Annotated in this window: 16 protein-coding genes; 10 read left to right on the plus strand and 6 right to left on the minus strand. The window is 68.4% G+C overall.

The annotated features are described in order from the left end of the window. Positions 1-164: 164 nt before the first annotated feature. The 4 genes from WS92_RS14625 to WS92_RS35825 all read right to left on the minus strand — a co-directional run bounded on the left by WS92_RS14625 (position 165) and on the right by WS92_RS35825 (position 4,373). Positions 165-1,304 carry an SGNH/GDSL hydrolase family protein gene (locus WS92_RS14625; protein WP_059931275.1) on the minus strand — a complete coding sequence of 380 codons (1,140 nt, stop codon included), beginning with the start codon at positions 1,302-1,304 and terminating at the stop codon, positions 165-167. A gap of 108 nt (positions 1,305-1,412) precedes the next feature. Next, on the minus strand, positions 1,413-2,330 hold the full coding sequence (locus WS92_RS14630) for a sterol desaturase family protein (protein ID WP_006024713.1): 918 nt from the start codon (positions 2,328-2,330) through the stop codon (positions 1,413-1,415). A 340-nt stretch (positions 2,331-2,670) separates the two neighbouring features. After that, the gene (gene dacB, locus WS92_RS14635) at positions 2,671-4,209 is read right to left on the minus strand and encodes a D-alanyl-D-alanine carboxypeptidase/D-alanyl-D-alanine endopeptidase (RefSeq protein ID WP_059931277.1); all 1,539 of its coding nucleotides are present in this window, start codon (positions 4,207-4,209) and stop codon (positions 2,671-2,673) included. Then, positions 4,206-4,373 (minus strand): hypothetical protein, encoded by a 168-nt coding sequence (locus WS92_RS35825; protein ID WP_156442991.1) that lies wholly within the window; start codon positions 4,371-4,373, stop codon positions 4,206-4,208. Before WS92_RS35825 ends, dacB begins: the two co-directional genes overlap by 4 nt. Positions 4,374-4,403: 30 nt before the next feature. Between WS92_RS35825 and WS92_RS14640 the strand changes: the two genes are divergently transcribed. From WS92_RS14640 to WS92_RS14665, 6 genes are all read left to right on the plus strand, one after another. Further along, positions 4,404-5,066, plus strand: coding sequence for a response regulator (locus WS92_RS14640; protein ID WP_059931279.1), 663 nt, complete (start codon positions 4,404-4,406; stop codon positions 5,064-5,066). Positions 5,067-5,069: 3 nt separating this feature from the next. Continuing rightward, positions 5,070-6,383, plus strand: a complete 1,314-nt coding sequence (locus WS92_RS14645; protein ID WP_015601431.1) for an ATP-binding protein — start codon at positions 5,070-5,072, stop codon at positions 6,381-6,383. Positions 6,384-6,550: 167 nt separating this feature from the next. Next, positions 6,551-8,041 (plus strand): DegQ family serine endoprotease, encoded by a 1,491-nt coding sequence (locus tag WS92_RS14650; RefSeq protein ID WP_015600854.1) that lies wholly within the window; start codon positions 6,551-6,553, stop codon positions 8,039-8,041. 161 nt (positions 8,042-8,202) lie between these two features. Further along, complete coding sequence (locus tag WS92_RS14655) at positions 8,203-8,625, plus strand: carboxypeptidase-like regulatory domain-containing protein (protein WP_015601664.1); 423 nt, start codon at positions 8,203-8,205, stop codon at positions 8,623-8,625. 127 nt (positions 8,626-8,752) lie between these two features. Then, complete coding sequence (locus WS92_RS14660) at positions 8,753-9,112, plus strand: DUF427 domain-containing protein (protein ID WP_059931281.1); 360 nt, start codon at positions 8,753-8,755, stop codon at positions 9,110-9,112. Between the two features lie 27 nt (positions 9,113-9,139). Continuing rightward, positions 9,140-9,871, plus strand: coding sequence for an SRPBCC family protein (locus WS92_RS14665; RefSeq protein ID WP_006024720.1), 732 nt, complete (start codon positions 9,140-9,142; stop codon positions 9,869-9,871). A gap of 126 nt (positions 9,872-9,997) precedes the next feature. Here WS92_RS14665 and bpeR read toward each other — a convergent pair whose 3' ends face one another. Continuing rightward, entirely contained in the window at positions 9,998-10,633 is a 636-nt protein-coding gene (bpeR, locus tag WS92_RS14670) for a TetR family transcriptional regulator BpeR (RefSeq protein WP_006024721.1), read from the minus strand. Between the two features lie 243 nt (positions 10,634-10,876). Between bpeR and WS92_RS32215 the strand changes: the two genes are divergently transcribed. From WS92_RS32215 to oprB, 4 genes are read left to right on the plus strand one after another with little or no spacing between them, the layout of a single operon-like run. Next, the gene (locus WS92_RS32215) at positions 10,877-11,023 is read left to right on the plus strand and encodes a hypothetical protein (RefSeq protein ID WP_009911389.1); all 147 of its coding nucleotides are present in this window, start codon (positions 10,877-10,879) and stop codon (positions 11,021-11,023) included. Between the two features lie 19 nt (positions 11,024-11,042). Further along, a complete protein-coding gene (gene bpeA / locus WS92_RS14675; protein WP_043282033.1) occupies positions 11,043-12,287 on the plus strand; it encodes an efflux RND transporter periplasmic adaptor BpeA in 1,245 nt (414 codons plus the stop codon). Between the two features lie 15 nt (positions 12,288-12,302). After that, positions 12,303-15,503: an efflux RND transporter permease BpeB gene (bpeB, locus tag WS92_RS14680; RefSeq protein WP_015601799.1), complete on the plus strand. Its 3,201-nt coding sequence runs from the start codon at positions 12,303-12,305 to the stop codon at positions 15,501-15,503. 3 nt (positions 15,504-15,506) lie between these two features. Beyond that, a complete protein-coding gene (oprB, locus tag WS92_RS14685) occupies positions 15,507-17,048 on the plus strand; it encodes an efflux RND transporter outer membrane subunit OprB (RefSeq protein ID WP_061083863.1) in 1,542 nt (513 codons plus the stop codon). 214 nt (positions 17,049-17,262) lie between these two features. Here oprB and WS92_RS14690 read toward each other — a convergent pair whose 3' ends face one another. Then, the gene (locus tag WS92_RS14690) at positions 17,263-18,636 is read right to left on the minus strand and encodes a nucleobase:cation symporter-2 family protein (RefSeq protein ID WP_015600163.1); all 1,374 of its coding nucleotides are present in this window, start codon (positions 18,634-18,636) and stop codon (positions 17,263-17,265) included. Positions 18,637-18,986: the final 350 nt, after the last annotated feature.

An 18,986-nucleotide genomic window follows, 5' to 3' on the forward strand; every position in this document is an offset into this window, starting at 1 on the left:
CTCTTGTCGCCCAAGCGACGAAAAGCCCTGCAGGGCCGGCTCCAATGGCAAACGCCCGGTTCGCATCACGCGAACCGGGCGTTTTCGCTTCACGACGCGGATTCGTCTCCGCGTCGCGACCGGGCGGGGCGTGCGAGACGCGCCGCCCGCCGCGCGCCGGCGCCTTACTTGCCGACGCCCGTCTTCGCGATCTGCTGCTCGACGTACTGCGCGAAGAGCGCGTGCAGGCGCGTCGTCGGGTGGACCGTGTCGGCGAACATGTAGGTCTGGTCCGCGTTCGCGACCGTGTACATCTGCGGCGAGCAGAACAGCGACGAGCCGAACGCGCTCGGGTTCGAGACGCCCGCCTTCGTCGCGGCGGCGATCATCGACTGCAGGTTGCACGCGGTGCCCGTGTTCGCCACCGAGAAGCCGTTGCCCTGATAGTTCGCGGCGATGCCGTCCTGCCACGTGAACGCGTCGATCAGCACGGCCTTCGCGGGGTCGACGTTCAGCGCCTTCAGCGCCGCGGCGAGCGTGCTGTTGAAGACCGTCGACAACTGCGTGAGCGCGGCCTGCTGGCCCGTCGACACCGCGAGCGGCGTGCCGCCGATGTCCGGCACGTTCGACACGAACACGTGCGTCGCGCCCGCCGCGACGATCTGCTGGACGATGCCCGCGAGCTGCTGCGCGGCAAGGCCGATCTGCTGCGCGGCGGCGAGCTGCGCGGCGGGCGTATTGCCCTGAGCCTGCGCGACCTGCACCTGATAGAAGATGTCGTTCGCGCCGCCGTTGACGAGCACGATCTGATTCGCGTTGAAGCTGCCGTGCTGCTGCAGGTATTGCTGCACCTGCGTCGCGACGGGCACGGTCGTCGCCTGCGCGTAATCGGCGTTCGCGACGCTCGCGTCCGCGTGGCCGATACCCGGCTGCTGCGTGACACGCGAGCCGCCCTGCGCGTAGCCCAAGCCGCCTGCCGCCTGCAGCGGCACGCCGAAGCCGCCCTCGAACGCCGGCGTGAGCGTGCTGCCGTAGTAGGCGGCGACGTCCTGCGTCCACACCTGGCCCGGATTCGTCGTGAAGCGGCCGCCGCCGAAGCCGATCAGGATCTGCGGCGAGTAGGTGCCGGCGTCCGACAGGCTGTCGCCGAAAGACACGACCTGCATGTTCACGCCGGCGCTCGGCTGCGACGAGCCGTTGTCGTCGCCGCCGCCGCACGCGGCGAGGAGCGCGAACGCGGCGCTCGCGAGCGCGACCTGCGCGCCGCGCCAGAAGCGGCGGCGTGCGGTGCCGGCGGGTTGTTGTTGTCGTTGCTGCTGATTCATGCGGGTCTCTCCTCGTAGATATGCTTGTGCTGCATGGCCTGCGCCGTGCCGCGCCGCAACGTGTGGCGGCGACGCGGCCCGGCGCGATGGTGGTGAAGCCGTGTTTCGTTATCGTTCGCGGGGCGCGGCGGCGAGCGCGGGCGGCTCGTGCGGCTGCGCGCGCGCATGCGCAACCCGAGCATGATAAGCGCTCGCCCATTCGGGCGGGCCGAAAACGGCACGCAGCTTGTTGCGCCAGCCTTCGACGCCGAACGCGTCGGCCGCCATCGACCGCCATTCATGGAACGTCGCGACGAGCGGATTGTTCGACCGGAGCGGCTCGACGATCCCGTATTCGGGCGGATCGCGCGGGTCCTCGTCGACGTAGCTGCCGAACAGGCGATCCCAGATCACGAGCACGCCGGCGTAATTGCGGTCGATGTAGCGCGGGTTGCGCGCATGGTGCGCGCGGTGGATCGATGGCGTGTTCAGCACGTATTCGAGCCAGCCGAGCTTCGGAATCGTCTGCGTATGGACGAAGAACTGGAACGCGAGGTTGATGAGCACGATGCCGACGATCTGCTGCGGCGCGAAGCCGAGAAACGCGAGCGGCAGCCAGAACGCCCACATGCCGGCGATCGGATACATCAGGCTTTGCCGCATCGCGGTCGAGAAATTCAGGCGCTCGGACGAATGGTGGACGACGTGCGCGGCCCACAGCCAGCGCACGCGGTGGCTGCAGCGGTGGAACACGTAGTAGAGCAGGTCCTGCGCGACGAACAGCACGGCGAACGACACCCACGTGCTGTCCCACGTGAAGAGCCGGTAGTGCGTGTAGCAGTACGCATAGATCGGGATCACGAAGATCCACGCGATCTTGTCCGCGCCCTGGTGCATCAGCGCGAGCGCTGCGTTGCAGAGCGTATCGCGCAGGTTGTAGACGCGCTCGCCGGGGCGCGTGCGCGCGAGGTGCCACGCTTCCCAGCCGATGCAGAGCAGGAAGACGGGCGCGAGCGCGAGCAGAAGCAATTCGACGTTGAATTGCATGAGTGTCTCCCTCTTGTTGTGGTTCGCGCGATCCGGCGCATGCGGCTTGCGGCCCACGCGCGCGGTTCGGCGGCGTCAATTGCAGCCAAAAGGGTACGCAATCGGCGTACCGGACGCGAGAGTGTTTCGTAGAGGGAGTCTTCGACGGGCGCGCGGCATGGTGCGGCGCGCCGAGCCGCGGCGGCGGCCATCGGCGAAACCCACGGGGACGGACGTCCGCGTGGAACATGGCCGGGAAACAGCGAGGAAAGCAGCGAGGAAAACGGCGGGGGCGGAATCGGTTCCGGTCCGCGCGCGGCCGCGCGAAGGCCGCGCCGCCGCCGTGCGTGCCGGACGCGAATCAGTGCGGCCCTTCGTACACCCATTCGAGCAGCGCGTCGTGTGCCGCGCGCGCGGCCGCCGCGCGGTCGTCGTTGATGAAGCTGACGACGACGTAGCTCGACCCGTCCGCCGACGCGACGTAGCCCGCGATCGCACGCACGTCGCGCAGCGTGCCCGTCTTGATGTGCGCGTTGCCGCCGACGGGCGCGTTCGTCAGCCGGTTCTTCATCGTGCCGTCGACGCCCGCGACCGGCAGCGAATCGACGAACGCCTGCGCGACGGGGCTCGCGTTCGCCGCCTGCAGCATGTCGGCAAGCGACAGCGCGCTCACGCGCTCGTCGCGCGAGAGCCCGGAGCCGTTCTCGAGCGCGAGCCCGTCGATCGGCAGCCCGCTTTTCGCGAGGAACGCGCGGATCGTGTCCGCCGACTGAGCGGGCGTCGCGGGCGGCTGGTGCTCGACCGCGCCGATCGTGAGGAACAGGTTGCGCGCCATCACGTTGTTGCTGAACTTGTTGATGTCGTGCACGACGCTCGACAGCACCGGGCCGTGGTGCGACGCCACCGGCCGCGCGCGGCCCGGCACCTTGCCCTCGGCGATCGTCCCCGAGAACGAGCCGCCCGTCTGGCGCCACAGCGCGAGGAAGCCGCGCGCGAAGAACGCGGAATGGTTCAGCACCGCGAGATTGGTCGTCGTCGGGCCGCAGCTCGGCGGATAGTCGCCCGCGAACGACGCGGTGAGCTCGCCGTTCGCGTCGGTCGCGAGCGTCGGTCGCGCCGAGCCGCACGAGCCTTGTCCTTCGACGAGCTGGTTGTCGACGCTCAGGTTCGCGAGCGGCGGCATGACGTCGACCGCGACCGCGCCGTTGTCGGTCGGCGTCACCGTGAACGACAGCGCCTTGAACGCGTAGAGAAGCGGATCGGGGCCGACGTTGTATGGTGCGCTCGCGTCGTCGTCGAGCGGCGGCAGGTCGCGCGTCTCGGGCGCGAAGAAGGTCTTGTCGAGCACGAGCGCGCCGTCCACGTTGACGATCCCCGCGCGGCGGATCTTGTTGACGAGGTCGATCAGTTCCTCGGGCACGAGCTTCGGATCGCCCGTGCCCTTCACGTACAGCGTGCCGTGCAGCGTGCCGTTCTCGTCGACGTCGCCGTCCGCATACGCGCTCGTGCGCCAGCGATAGTCGGCGCCGAGCAGCGACAGCCCCGCGTAGGTCGTCACGAGCTTCATCGTCGATGCGGGCTGCATTGGCCGGCTCGCGTTCCATGCGACGACGGGCGTGCGATCGCCGATCCGCTCGACGGCGACGCTCAGGCTCGACGCCGGCACGCGCGCGCGCTGCAGCGCGACGAGCACCGACGCGGGCAGCACGTTGCGCGCGGCCGACACCGCGGCCGGATAGCGCGGCGGCTTCGGCTTCCTGCGGGCGTCGGCGGGCGCGGCGAACGCGAGCGCGGCGCACGCCGCGGCGAGCATCGCGCCGCGCAGGAGCGCGCGCGGCACGCGGGCGGCGGGACCGGTCGGACGTGGCGAGGCGGCGTAGCGGGAGGCGTTGTGATTCATCGACGAATACGGGAGAGGAAGGCGACGTGAGCAATGGGCGTGCGCGGGCGGCGCGCGGTGCCAAGCCGCACATTGTAGAGAATGTAGAGAAAACGGCGCGCGAGCAGCGCCGAAATCGGCCGAAGGTCCGTTCGCGCGCGCGGCGGCGCTACAATGTCCGCCATCTCGAACGCATGCGATGGACGTTTTTCAGGATGCGGATATTGCTGGTTGAAGACGATCGGATGATCGCCGAAGGGGTGCGCAAGGCGCTGAAGGCCGACGGCTGCGCGGTCGACTGGGTGCAGGACGGCGATGCGGCGCTCACCGCGCTCGGCGGCGAGGCGTACGATCTGCTGCTGCTCGATCTCGGGCTGCCCAAGCGCGACGGCATCGACGTGCTGCGCACGCTGCGCGCGCGCGGGCTTGCGCTGCCGGTTCTGATCCTGACCGCGCGCGACGCGGTGGCCGATCGCGTGAAGGGCCTCGACGCCGGCGCCGACGACTATCTCGTCAAGCCGTTCGATCTCGACGAGCTCGCCGCGCGGATGCGCGCGCTGATCCGCCGCCAGTCGGGGCGCAGCGAATCGCTGATCCGGCACGGCGCGCTGACGCTCGATCCGGCGTCGCACCAGGTGACGCTCGGCGGTGCGCCCGTCGCGCTGTCGGCGCGCGAATTCGCGCTGCTGGAAGCGCTGCTCGCGCGACCGGGCGCGGTGCTGTCGAAGAGCCAGCTCGAAGAGAAGATGTACGGCTGGGGCGAGGAGATCGGCAGCAACACCGTCGAAGTCTATATCCACGCGCTGCGCAAGAAGCTCGGCTCGGACCTGATCCGCAACGTCCGCGGCCTCGGCTACATGGTCGTGAAGGAAGCGTAGCGCGTGAGGTCGATTCGCCATCAATTGCTGATCTGGCTGCTCGCGATCGTCGTGGCCGGAGTGGGGCTCGCCGGCTGGATGATCTATCGGCAGGCGCTCGCCGCCGCGAACGAGCTGTTCGACTATCAGTTGCAGCAGATCGCGGCCGCGCTGCCGTCCGAGCCGTTCTCGCAGGTGCTCGGCTCGCAGACGAACGGCGACGAAGGGATCGTGATCCAGATCTGGAACCGCAACGGCGTGCTGATGTATTTCTCGCATCCGCGCGCGCCGATCGCGCCGCGCGCGGAGCTCGGCTTCTCGACCGAGCGCACCGAGCGCGGCGCTTGGCGCGTGTACGGCGCGATCGTCGGCGACAACGTCGTGCAGCTCGCGCAGCCGCTGTCGGTGCGCAACCGGCTCGCCGCGAGCGTCGCGCTGCGCACGCTCTGGCCGCTCATCGTGCTGCTGCCGTTTCTCGGCGCGGCCGTCTGGATGATCGTCGGGCGCGGGCTCGCGCCGCTCTCGCGCATGACGCGCGCGGTCGAGGCGCGCCGGCCCGACGCGCTCGACCCGCTGCCCGATTCGCCGCTGCCGCTCGAAGTGCGCCCGCTCGTGCACGCGCTCAACGGGCTGCTCGCGCGGCTCTCGGCCGCGCTCGACACGCAAAAGGCGTTCGTCGCGGACGCCGCCCACGAGTTGCGCACGCCGCTTGCCGCCGTGCAGATCCAGGCGCAGCTCGTCGCGCGCGCGCAGGACGACGTGTCGCGCCGCGAGGCGATCGTCGATCTGCAAAGCGGCGTCACGCGCGCGACGCGTCTCGCCGAGCAACTGCTCGCGCTCGCGCGCGCGGAGCCCGGCAACGCGACGGTGCGCGAGCGCGTCGATCTGCGCGCGATCGTCGAGGAGTGCGTCGCCGCGCACGCGCCGCTCGCGCAGCGGCGCGACATCGACCTCGGCTTCGAGCAGCTCGAGGACGCGAGCGTGGACGCCGATCCCGCCGCGCTGCGCGTGATGTTCAACAACCTGCTCGACAACGCGGTGAAGTACACGCCGGCGGGCGGGCGCATCGACGTGTCGCTCGCGCGCGGCGGCGCGCGCGCATGCGTGCAGATCGGCGACAGCGGCCCCGGCATTCCGGCCGCCGAGCGCGAGCGCGTGTTCGACCGCTTCTACCGCGACACGTCCGCGCGGGCGCGCACCGACGTCGCGGGCAGCGGCCTCGGCCTTGCGATCGTCAAGCGGGTGGCCGCGCAGCAGCGCGCGACCGTGACGCTCGGCGAGGCGGCGGCGGGCGGGCTCCTCGTCAGCGTCTCGCTGCCGTGCTCGGGCGGCGCTTGACGGCACGCGTACGCGTACGCGTCGCGGGGCTGCGGCGGCGTGCGGCCGCGTGCGCCCTGGCGCGGGCCCCTCGCTTGCTTCATCCGCTCAATGGTTCCCGAAGCCGATTAAGCCTGCTTTAAGTCAGGGTCGTTACGCTTCGAACCGTTAGACGAGGAGAACGATCGATGACTACCCGAATCCTTGCGCGTGGCGCAGTTGCCGTGGCCGTCGCCGCGGCGTTGTCGGCGGGGTATGTGGCGGGCACCCGCCATGCGGAGCCGCAGGTCATCACGCCGGCCGTCGCCGCGCTGATGCCGGCCGAGGCGGCCGCGAAGACAGGCATTCCCGACTTTTCCGGGCTGGTCGAGACCTACGGGCCGGCCGTCGTGAACATCAGCGCGAAGCACGTCGTGCAGCGCGCCGCGCAGCGTCGTGCGGCGCCGCAACAATTGCCGATCGACCCGGACGATCCGTTCTACCAGTTCTTCCGACATTTCTACGGGCAGATCCCCGGGATGGGCGGCGGCCGCCAGCCGCAGCCGGACGACCAGCCGAGCACGAGCCTGGGCTCCGGGTTCATCATCAGCGCGGACGGGTATATCCTGACTAACGCGCACGTGATCGACGGCGCGAACGTCGTCACCGTGAAGCTCACCGACAAGCGCGAGTACAAGGCGAAGGTCGTCGGCACCGACAAGCAGTCCGACGTCGCGGTGCTGAAGATCGACGCGTCGGGCCTGCCGACCGTGAAGATCGGCGATCCGGCGCAGAGCAAGGTCGGCCAGTGGGTCGTCGCGATCGGCTCGCCGTACGGGTTCGACAACACGGTCACGTCGGGCATCATCAGCGCGAAGTCGCGTGCGTTGCCCGACGAGAACTACACGCCGTTCATCCAGACCGACGTGCCGGTGAACCCCGGCAACTCGGGCGGTCCGCTCTTCAACCTGAACGGCGAGGTGATCGGCATCAACTCGATGATCTACTCGCAGACGGGCGGCTTCCAGGGCCTGTCGTTCGCGATCCCGATCAACGAGGCGATGAAGGTGAAGGACGAGCTCGTGAAGACGGGCCACGTGAGCCGCGGCCGGCTCGGCGTCGCCGTGCAGGGGCTCAACCAGACGCTCGCGAGCTCGTTCGGCTTGCAGAAGCCCGACGGCGCGCTCGTCAGCTCGGTCGATCCGAAGGGGCCGGCCGCGAAGGCGGGGCTGCAGCCGGGCGACGTGATCCTCGGGGTCGACGGCGTGCCGGTTCAGGATTCGACGATGCTGCCCGCGCAGATCGCGGGCATGAAGCCCGGCACGAAGGCCGATCTGCAGATCTGGCGAGACAGGTCGAAGAAGACGGTGTCGGTGACGCTCGCGTCGCTGACCGACGACCAGGCGAAGGCGGGCGTCGACGGGCCCGTCGAGCAGGGGCGTCTCGGCGTCGCGGTGCGGCCGCTTTCGCCGCGCGAGCGCAACGGCTCGTCGCTCACGCACGGCCTTGTCGTCCAGCAGTCGACGGGCCCCGCCGCGAGCGCGGGCATCCAGCCGGGCGACGTGATCCTCGCGGTGAACGGGCGGCCCGTCACGAGCGCGGAACAATTGCGCGATGCGGTCAAGCGCGCGGGCAACAGCCTTGCGTTGCTGATCCAGCGCGACGACGCCCAGATTTTCGTGCCGGTCGATCTGGGCTGAGCCGGGTCGGGCCCGGCGCGACGGGCCGGCCGGCGCGGCGGCAAGGCGCGCAGGCGGCATGACGGCCGTCCCTCGCTTCGCGCGGCCGGCCTTCGCCCGTCGTCTTCGCCGGCGGTCCTGCGGGGCCTCCGGCTTCGGCTGGCGGATTCAAGGAGCGAATCATGCGACAGCAAAACGTTTCCAGATACCTGATCGCGGCGGCGCTGGCCTTCGGCCTCGCGGGCGTCGCGAGCGCGCAGCCCGGCCTGCCCGACGTGCAGCACCAGGGCGACGTCGGCTTCGTGTCGGGCGGCGTGGGGCTCGACGAGTCCACCGCGTTCCAGCGCAGCGAAGGCAGTTGGCCGCTCGCGCTGCGCTTCACGGGCGCGGGCGGCGAGTATCTGTCCGACGTGCACGTGTCCGTGCTCGACGCGCAAGGCGGCGAAGTGCTGAAGACCGATGCACGCGGCCCCTACATGCTCGTCAGGCTGAAGCCGGGGCGCTACACCGTGCATGCGAGCTACAACGGCAGCGAGCAGACCCACGCGGTCACGGTGCCGGCGAAGGGCGGCACGAAGGCGGCGTTCTCGTGGAAGGCGCAGTGACCTGCTGCGGCGATGACGCCGCGCAATTTGCGGCGGTTTGGCCGATAATGCGATAACAAGCGGCGTTTCGCCGCGGCCATGCTTATTTTCGGCCGGCGCGTGCGCGCAGCGGCCGCAGGGGAAACCGATGTCCGACGCCGCAGGCCATCGCATCGAAATCGTGCCGAACCGCCATCGCGTTCGCGTGATCCATCGGGGGATCACCTATGCCGATTCGCTTGCCGCCTACACGCTGAAGGAATCGGGCACGCCCGACGTCCAGTATCTGCCGCGCAACGACGTCAACATGTCGCGGCTCGTGCCGTCCGGCCGTGTCGCGCACTGCGCGCACAAGGGGCCGGCAACCTATTTCCATCTGCATACCGAAGACGGCGTGATCGAGAACGCCGCGTGGAGTTACGAGGAGCCGTCCGGGATCACGGACGCGATCCGGCAGTATGTCGCGTTCGATGCCGCGCGCGTCGACCGCATCGACGTGACGTCCTGACGCGGCGGTTCTTCGGGGGAGGCGATCATGGAACTGAACGACGCGTTGTACATTCCGCTCGCGCCGTCCGTCGTCTGGGATGCGCTGCAGGATCTCGCGCTCGTGCGCGCGAGCCTCGATCACTGCGAGTCGTTTTCGCGGCTCGCGCGCGGTGAATACGCGCTCGCGCTGACGGTGCCGCTCGGTCCGCTGCGTGCGCGCTACGACGTGCGCGCGCACGTCGTCAGCGAGCGCCGCGACGAGCCCGAGCACACGAGGCGCACGCTGAACTTCCGGGCCCGAGCGGACGGCATCGGCGCGCTGCGCGGCCAGATCGACGTCGTGCTCGCGCCCGCCGACGACGAGCGGGGCGCAAGCCGCGGCGCACCGGCGACGCGGATCGAATACGCGGTGTGGGCGACGGCCTCCGGCCCGCTCGCCGAGCTGCCGGGGCGTCAGATCCGGAACGCGCTGCATGAGCTTGCCGACGATTTCTTCACCGAATTCTGCGCGGTCGTGCAGGCGAAGCACGGGCTCGCGCCGAACCGCGTGCGCGATGGCGCGCCGCAGCGGCAGCACGTGTTCCTGCGGCCCGCGGCGTTCGCCGCCGGCATCGCGCGCCGCGCGCACGCGCAGCACCTGGGCGGCGCGCTGACGGGGCGCGCGGCGAGCGCGCTGCATCATCGCGAATCGAACCCGGTGCCGCTCTGGGCGTGGGCCGCGATGATCTTTTTCGTCGCGCTGCTGCTGTACGCGGCGCGCTGGTTCAACGGCGGCTGAGCCGCGCGATTCCCGCCGCCGCGCCGCCCCGAACGCCGCGCGTCCGCCTTTTTCCTCGCATCCGTTCCCGCCTGATTGCCGCGAACGCGCGGGCCCTGCGCGCGCGGCCCCTTCGTCGCTCCGCGCTCAATCGTCCTTGCGCATCGCGGGGCTCGTGCGCAGCATGTCGAAGCAGCCGTCGACGAGCTTTTCCGCATGCCGCTCCGCGTCAATCTCGCCCGGCAGCATCAGCATGTCGCGCACGAAGCCGCTGACGAGCGTATGCAGCATCAGCGTCGCGCGCCACGTGTCGAGATCGGCCGGCAACTGGCCGTTCGCTACGCCCTGCGCGAGATCCGCCTCGATGTTGCGCAGCGCGTCGCGCATCCCTTCGCGGTTGCGCTGCAGGAGCGGCCCCATGTCCGCGACGTACTCGCACTTCATGAACAGGATGCTGAACACGCGCCGCAACTGCGGATCGCGCGCGGCGCCGAGCAGGCACCAGATCAGGATCTCGCGAATCCGGCCGAGCGGGTCCGCATGCGGCTCGCCCGTGCCGGCCTTCAGTTCGTCGATCGGCAGCAGCACGCGGTCGAACATCGCGTCGAAGAGCTCGCTCTTGCTCGCGAAGTGCCAATAGATCGCGCCGCGCGTGACGCCCGCGTGCTGGGCGATGTCGGAGAGCGACGTGTGCGACACGCCTTTCTCGAAGAAGACGTGCTCGGCGGCGTCGAGAATGCGGTCGCGCGTCGCGAGCGCTTCCTCCTTCGTGCGTCTGGCCATTCAACAGCTCATTGTGTACAAGATCGAGGTCATTGCGTGAATAACAGGGTTGCATCATAAGCGCCGCACCGGGGTCGCACGCTCGGCGTCACCGCTGTAAACCTTGGTAATGTGTAAGAAATTGTGCAGCGCACGAAGGACTTTTACATACATTCGTGAATGTATATACAATGCCAGCTTACGGCCGAATGGCCTTCGAGGCAATCAGTTAATATCCGTCTCTGCTGATTTCCCTCCTCATTGTTGTTCCGCGCGTGCTGCGCGCGGCGGCATCCCGGCACGGCAGTCGCGTGCCGCTGTTGTATTCGCAGTCAAGCAATCCAGTTGTCCGATCCGCGCCGCAAGGCGCGTTCGTGTTGTGTCCCCGAGGCCGGCACTTATTTCATCTAGTTACAAACGAGGTCGCTCCATGCGCGTCGAACGGGTTCCATACCGCTTAATCACTGTCGCGACGGCTGCCGTTTTCCTGGCCGCGTGCGGAAAAAAAGAATCGGCTCCGCCCCCTCAAACGCTCGAAGTCGGCGTGGTCACCGTCCAGCCGCAAGCCGTGCCGGTCGTCTCCGAACTGCCGGGCCGCACGAGCGCGTATCTGGTCGCGCAGGTGCGCGCGCGGGTCGACGGCATCGTGTTGCGGCGTGAGTTCACGGAAGGCAGCGACGTCAAGGCCGGCCAGCGTCTCTACAAGATCGATCCCGCGCCGTACGTCGCGCAACTGAACAGCGCGAAGGCGACGCTCGCGAAGGCGCAGGCGAACCTCGCGACGCAGAACGCGCTCGTCGCGCGCTACAAGGTGCTCGTCGCCGCGAACGCGGTCAGCAAGCAGCAGTACGACGACGCGGTCGCCGCGCAAGGGCAGGCGGCCGCCGACGTCGGCGCCGGCAGGGCCGCGGTCGAGACCGCGCAGATCAACCTCGGCTATACGGACGTGGTCTCGCCGATCACGGGCCGCGTCGGCATCTCGCAGGTCACGCCGGGCGCGTACGTGCAGGCGAGCCAGGCGACGCTGATGTCGACCGTCCAGCAGCTCGATCCGGTCTACGTCGACCTCACGCAGTCGAGCCTCGACGGCCTGAAGCTGCGCCAGGACATCCAGAGCGGGCGCATCAAGACGGAAGGCCCGGGCGCGGCGAAGGTCACGCTGATCCTCGAGGACGGCAAGCCGTACTCGGAGCCGGGCAAGCTGCAGTTCAGCGACGTCACCGTCGACCAGACGACGGGCTCGGTCACGATTCGCGCGATCTTCCCGAACAAGCAGCGCGTGCTGCTGCCGGGCATGTTCGTGCGCGCGCGCATCGAAGAGGGCGTCAACGACAACGCGTTCCTCGTCCCGCAGATCGGCGTCTCGCACGATCCGAAGGGCCAGGCGATCGCGATGATCGTCGACGGCAAGGGCAAGGTCGCGCCGCGCGTGCTCACCACGAGCGGCACGCAGGGCCAGAACTGGGTCGTCGAAGGCGGCCTGCAGGCGGGCGACCGCGTGATCGTGCAGGGCATCGACAAGGTGCGCCCGGGGATGAGCGTGAAGGCCGCCGAGGCGCAACTGCCGGCCGCCGCGGCCGGCGCGCCGGGCGCCGCGCCTGCGGGCACATCGCCTGCCCAGGCCGCGTCGGGCGCCGCGCCGTCGAGCGCCGCTGCCGCGTCGAGCGCGCAATAACAGGGGGCCTGCTTCATGGCAAAGTTTTTTATCGATCGCCCGATCTTCGCGTGGGTGATCGCCATCATCCTGATGCTGGCCGGCGTCGCGGCGATCTTCACGCTGCCGATCGCCCAGTATCCGACGATCGCGCCGCCGTCGATCCAGATCACCGCGAACTATCCGGGCGCTTCGGCGAAAACCGTCGAGGACACCGTCACGCAGGTGATCGAGCAGCAGATGAGCGGTCTTGACAACTTCCTGTACATGTCGTCGACGAGTGACGACTCGGGCAACGCGACGATCACGCTCACGTTCGCGCCGGGTACGAACCCGGACATCGCGCAGGTCCAGGTGCAGAACAAGCTGTCGCTCGCGACGCCGATCCTGCCGCAGGTGGTGCAGCAGCTCGGCCTGTCGGTGACGAAGTCGAGCAGCAGCTTCCTGCTCGTGCTCGCCTTCAACTCCGAAGACGGCAGCATGAACAAGTACGACCTCGCGAACTACGTCGCGTCGCACGTGAAGGACCCGATCAGCCGGATCAACGGCGTCGGCACCGTCACGCTGTTCGGCTCGCAGTACGCGATGCGGATCTGGCTCGACCCGACGAAGCTCACGAACTACGGGCTCACGCCGGTCGACGTGACGACCGCGATCTCCGCGCAGAACGTGCAGATCGCGGGCGGCCAACTGGGCGGCACGCCGGCCGTGCCGGGCACCGTGCTGCAGGCGACGATCACCGAGGCGACGCTGCTGCAGACGCCCGAGCAGTTCGGCAACATCCTGCTGAAGGTGAACCAGGACGGCTCGCAGGTGCGGCTGAAGGACGTCGCGCAGATCGGCCTCGGCGGCGAGACGTACAACTTCGACACGAAGTACAACGGCCAGCCGACCGCGGCGCTCGGCATCCAGCTCGCGACCAACGCGAACGCGCTCGCGACCGCGAAGGCGGTGCGCGCGAAGATCGACGAGATGTCGACGTACTTCCCGCACGGCCTCGTCGTCAAGTACCCCTACGACACGACGCCGTTCGTGCGCCTGTCGATCGAGGAAGTGGTGAAGACGCTGCTCGAGGGTATCGTCCTCGTGTTCCTCGTGATGTATCTGTTCCTGCAGAACCTGCGGGCGACGATCATCCCGACGATCGCGGTGCCCGTCGTGCTGCTCGGCACGTTCGCGATCATGTCGATGGTCGGCTTCTCGATCAACGTGCTGTCGATGTTCGGTCTCGTGCTCGCGATCGGTCTGCTCGTCGACGACGCGATCGTCGTGGTCGAGAACGTCGAGCGGGTGATGGCGGAAGAGGGCCTGCCGCCGAAGGAAGCGACGCGCAAGGCGATGGGCCAGATCACGGGCGCGCTCGTCGGCGTCGCGCTCGTGCTGTCGGCGGTGTTCGTGCCGGTGGCGTTCTCCGGCGGCTCGGTCGGCGCGATCTATCGTCAGTTCTCGCTGACGATCGTGTCGGCGATGGTGCTCTCCGTGCTCGTCGCGTTGATTCTGACGCCGGCGCTGTGCGCGACGATCCTCAAGCCGATTCCGCAAGGGCATCACGAGGAGAAGAAGGGCTTCTTCGGCTGGTTCAACCGGACCTTCAACTCGAGCCGCGACAAGTACCACGTCGGCGTCCACCACGTGATCAAGCGCTCGGGCCGCTGGCTCATCATCTATCTCGCGGTGATCGTCGCGGTCGGCCTGCTGTTCGTGCGCCTGCCGAAGTCGTTCCTGCCCGACGAGGACCAGGGCCTGATGTTCGTGATCGTCCAGACGCCGTCGGGCTCGACGCAGGAGACGACCGCGCGCACGCTCGCGAACATTTCCGACTACCTGCTCAAGCAGGAAAAGGACATCGTCGAATCCGCGTTCACGGTGAACGGCTTCAGCTTCGCGGGCCGCGGCCAGAACTCGGGCCTCGTGTTCGTCAAGCTGAAGGACTACTCGCAGCGGCAGAGCGCGAACCAGAAGGTGCAGGCGCTGATCGGCCGGATGTTCGGACGCTACGCGGGCTACAAGGACGCGCTCGTGATTCCGTTCAACCCGCCGTCGATTCCCGAACTCGGCACGGCGGCCGGCTTCGACTTCGAGCTGACCGACAGCGCGGGTCTCGGCCACGACGCGCTGATGGCCGCGCGCAACCAGTTGCTCGGGATGGCCGCGAAGGACCCGACGCTGCAAGGCGTGCGTCCGAACGGGCTGAACGACACGCCGCAGTACAAGGTCGACATCGATCGCGAGAAGGCGAACGCGCTCGGCGTGACCGCGGATGCGATCGACCAGACGTTCTCGATCGCGTGGGCGTCGAAGTACGTGAACAACTTCCTCGACACCGACGGCCGGATCAAGAAGGTGTACGTGCAGTCCGACGCGCCGTTCCGGATGACGCCTGAGGACATGAACATCTGGTACGTGCGCAACGGCTCGGGCGGGATGGTGCCGTTCTCGGCGTTCGCGACCGGCCACTGGACCTACGGCTCGCCGAAGCTCGAGCGCTACAACGGCATCTCGGCGATGGAAATCCAGGGCCAGGCCGCGCCGGGCAAGTCGACCGGCCAGGCGATGACGGCGATGGAAGCGCTCGCGAAGAAGCTGCCGACGGGCATCGGCTATTCGTGGACGGGGCTGTCGTTCCAGGAAATCCAGTCGGGCTCGCAGGCGCCGATCCTGTACGCGATCTCGATCCTCGTCGTGTTCCTGTGTCTCGCCGCGCTGTATGAAAGCTGGTCGATCCCGTTCTCGGTGATCATGGTCGTGCCGCTCGGCGTGATCGGCGCGCTGCTCGCGGCGACGCTGCGCGGGCTCGAGAACGATGTGTTCTTCCAGGTCGGTCTGTTGACGACGGTGGGTCTGTCCGCGAAGAATGCGATTCTGATCGTCGAGTTCGCGCGCGAGCTGCAGCGGACGGAAAAGATGGGGCCGATCGAGGCGGCGCTCGAGGCGGCGCGGCTGCGGCTGCGTCCGATCCTGATGACGTCGCTCGCGTTCATTCTCGGCGTGCTGCCGCTCGCGATCAGCAACGGCGCCGGCTCGGCGAGCCAGCACGCGATCGGCACCGGCGTGATCGGCGGGATGATCACCGCGACGTTCCTCGCGATCTTCATGATCCCGATGTTCTTCGTGAAGGTGCGGGCCGTGTTCAGCGGCGAGAAGGAAGACGTCGACGAAGCGCTGCGCCTCGCGCACGAGCACATGCACCGTGACGAAAAGCCGGAGCACGGCGACGACGCTGGCAAGAAGGATTAACAGATGAAGCGAAAACATGCTTTGACTGCACTCGCAGTTGCCCTGCTCGCCGCGGGCTGCACGCTCGCGCCGCGCTACGAGCGTCCGGCCGCGCCGGTGTCGGGCGCGTTCCCGACCGACGGCGTCTACGCCGCGCAGCCGGGCGCCGCGTCCGGCGCGCGCAGCGCGAACGGCCAGTCGGCCGTCGACATCGGCTGGCGCGAGTTCTTCGTCGATCCGCGCCTGCAGCGGCTGATCGAGATCGCGCTGAAGAACAACCGCGATTTGCGCGTCTCGGTGCTGAACGTCGAGGCGTCCCGCGCGCAGTATCAGATCACGCGCGCGGGCCTGTTCCCGACGCTCGACGGCACCGGCACGGGCACGATCCAGCGCTATCCGGCCGGCGTGTCGACGACGGGCCAGCCGCTCATCACGCGGACCTACAACGTCGGCGTGTCCGCGTCGTGGGAGCTCGACCTGTTCGGCCGCGTGCAGAGCCTGAAGGACCAGGCGCTCGCGCAATACTTCGCGACCGCGCAGGCGCGCAAGGCGGCGGAGATCTCGCTCGTCGCGCAAGTCGCTGATCAGTATCTGACGCTGCTGTCGACCGACGACCTGCTGCAGATCACGCAGAACACGCTGAAGACGGCGCGCGCGTCGTACGACCTGACGAAGCTGCAGTTCGACAACGGCACCGGCTCGGAGCTCGATCTGCGGCAGGCGCAGACGGTCGTCGAGACGGCGCTCGCGAACCAGCAGGCGCAGGCGCGCGCGCGGGCGCAGGCGCTCAACGCGCTCGTGCTGCTGATCGGCGAGCCGCTGCCCGACGATCTGCCGGCCGGCCTGCCGCTGAACGCGCAGAACCTGCTGACGGACATCCCGGCCGGGCTGCCGTCCGATCTGCTGACGCGGCGCCCCGACATCATGCAGGCCGAGCAGACGCTGCGCGCGGCGAACGCGAACATCGGCGCCGCGCGCGCGGCGTTCTTCCCGAAGATCTCGCTCACGGGCGCGTTTGGCACCGCGAGCCCGACGCTCGGCGGCCTGTTCAAGGCGGGCACGGCGGCGTGGTCGTTCGCGCCGAGCATCGCGCTGCCGATCTTCGAAGGCGGGCAGAACATCGCGAACCTCGATCTCGCGCACGTGCAGAAGCGCATCGAGATCGCGAACTACGAGAAGGCGATCCAGAGCGCGTTCCGCGAGGTGTCGGACGGGCTCGCCGCGCGCGGCACGTACGATCAGCAGATCGCGGCGCTCGAGCGCAACGAGCATGCGCAGCAGCGCCGCTACGATCTGTCGGACCTGCGCTACAAGAACGGCGTCGACAGCTATCTGTCGGTGCTGACCGCGCAGACGGATCTGTACTCGGCGCAGCAGCAACTGATCAGCGCGCGGCTCGCGCGCTGGACGAACCTCGTCGATCTGTATCGCGCGCTGGGCGGCGGCTGGATCGAGCGCGCGGGCGAGACGCCGCGCCCGGCCGATGCGCCCGTCGACTACGGCAAGGCGGCCGCGCCGGCGTCGGCGACGCCGGCTGCGGCAGCCAGCGCGCCGGCGGCCGGCTGAGCGTTCGCCGGCGCCGCGCGCCGGACGAAGGCAGCCGATTCGTTCGTCGCGCGGCACGCGATCGGCAGCGGATTCGCCGCATCGCGACGCACAAACAAGAACCCCGCGTTCTTCGGAGCGCGGGGTTTTTGTTGGGGTGTGGCTGTCGGTTCCGGCCGGCGTCGTGTCGGTTCCATGATGCGATGCCGCTTCGGCCGCGCCGCGCGATGGCGGCTCAATGCAGATCGACCGGCCGCCCGTCGAAGTCGTGCCCCGCGCGGCGAATGTCGCAGCGTGCGTCCTTCTCGCCCTTCATGCCGTTGAACACCAGATTGAGCACGACGGCCGATACCGACGCGAGCAGGATCCCGCTATGGAGGATCGGCGCGAGCGCGGCGGGGAGCTTCGAGAAGAAGTTCGGCGACACGACGGGCACGAGCCCGAGGCCGATGCTCACCGCGACGATGAAGAGATTGTGGTGGTTGCGCACGAAGTCGACCTTCGACAGCACCTTCACGCCATTCGCGGCCACCATCCCGAACATCACGATGCCCGCGCCGCCGAGCACGAACGGAGGCACCGACGCGACGAGCTGCGCCATCTTCGGAAAGAGCCCGAGCAGCACGAGGATCATGCCGCCCGTCGCGCAGACGAAGCGGCTCTTCACGCCCGTCACGCCGATCAACCCGACGTTCTGCGAGAACGACGTGTGCGGAAACGAATTGAAGATACCGCCGATCAGCGTGCCGAGCCCGTCGACGCGCAGCCCGCGCACGAGCGTCTCCTGATCGACGGGGCGCTCGACCATGTCGCCGACCGCGAGGAACATCCCGGTCGATTCGATGAACGTGACGAACATCACGATCACCATCGTCGCGATCGACAGCGGATCGAAATGCGGGAGTCCGAAATGGAAAGGCGCGACGAAGCCGACCCACGGCGCTGCCGCCACGCCGTCGGTGTTCACGCGGCCCGCGGCGAACGCGATCGCGAAGCCCGCGACCATGCCGAGCAGCACCGAGATGTTCGCGACGAAGCCGCGGCCGAACTTGTTGATGACGAGGATCAGCGCGAGCACGATGAACGACAGGCCGAGATAGACGGGGTCGCCGTAGTTCGGATTGCCGACGCCGCCCGCCGCCCAGTTGATGCCGACCTCCATCAGCGACAGCCCGATCACCGAGATCACGGTGCCGACGACGACGGGCGGAAAGAACCGCAACAGCCTGCCGATCATCGGCGCGAGCACGATGCCGATCGCGCCCGCGGCGATCGTCGAGCCGAAGATGTCGAGGATGCCGAGGCCGGGATTCGTGCCGATCGCGATCATCGGGCCGACGGCCGCGAACGTGCAGCCCATGATGACGGGCAGGCGGATGCCGAAGAGCCACACGCCGAGCGTCTGGATCAGCGTCGCGATTCCGCACGCGAACAGGTCCGCGCTGATGAGGAATGCAATCTGGTCTTTCGGCAGCTTGAGCGCGCCGCCGACGATGAGCGGCACCGCGACGGCGCCCGCATACATGACGAGAACGTGCTGCAGCCCGAGCGTCAGCAGCTTGCCGGACGGCAATACCTCGTCGCACGGATGGACCGTGTTCGATTGCATTTGTCTCACTCCATGATCTTGTTTTGACGGTGGTTCAACGTTATGCGCATTGACGAATCGCAACAAGAGCGCGGGTTTCTATTCCGTGCTTCGCTGCGTCGATATGCGCGCCGGGCATGCTGGAGCGATGTGTTCATCTCGGGGGCCTGCGCGAGCGGGTGAGTGATGCCGTTTTATCGCCAGCCAAAATTGATCGGTCGACGCCGCCAAATATCGTCTGGTTTATGGTCTGTATCGTCGTATCGGCATAGTGGCCGTGCGCGATGCGCGAAAAGCGCAGCGGGTTTACCCCCTGCGCAGCCGCTTCGGCCGGGAATCAGGGCCATGCGCGCGGCGCGCGCGAGCATCGG

This window comes from Burkholderia sp. MSMB1588 (assembly GCF_001546925.1).
GTDB lineage: Bacteria > Pseudomonadota > Gammaproteobacteria > Burkholderiales > Burkholderiaceae > Burkholderia > Burkholderia humptydooensis.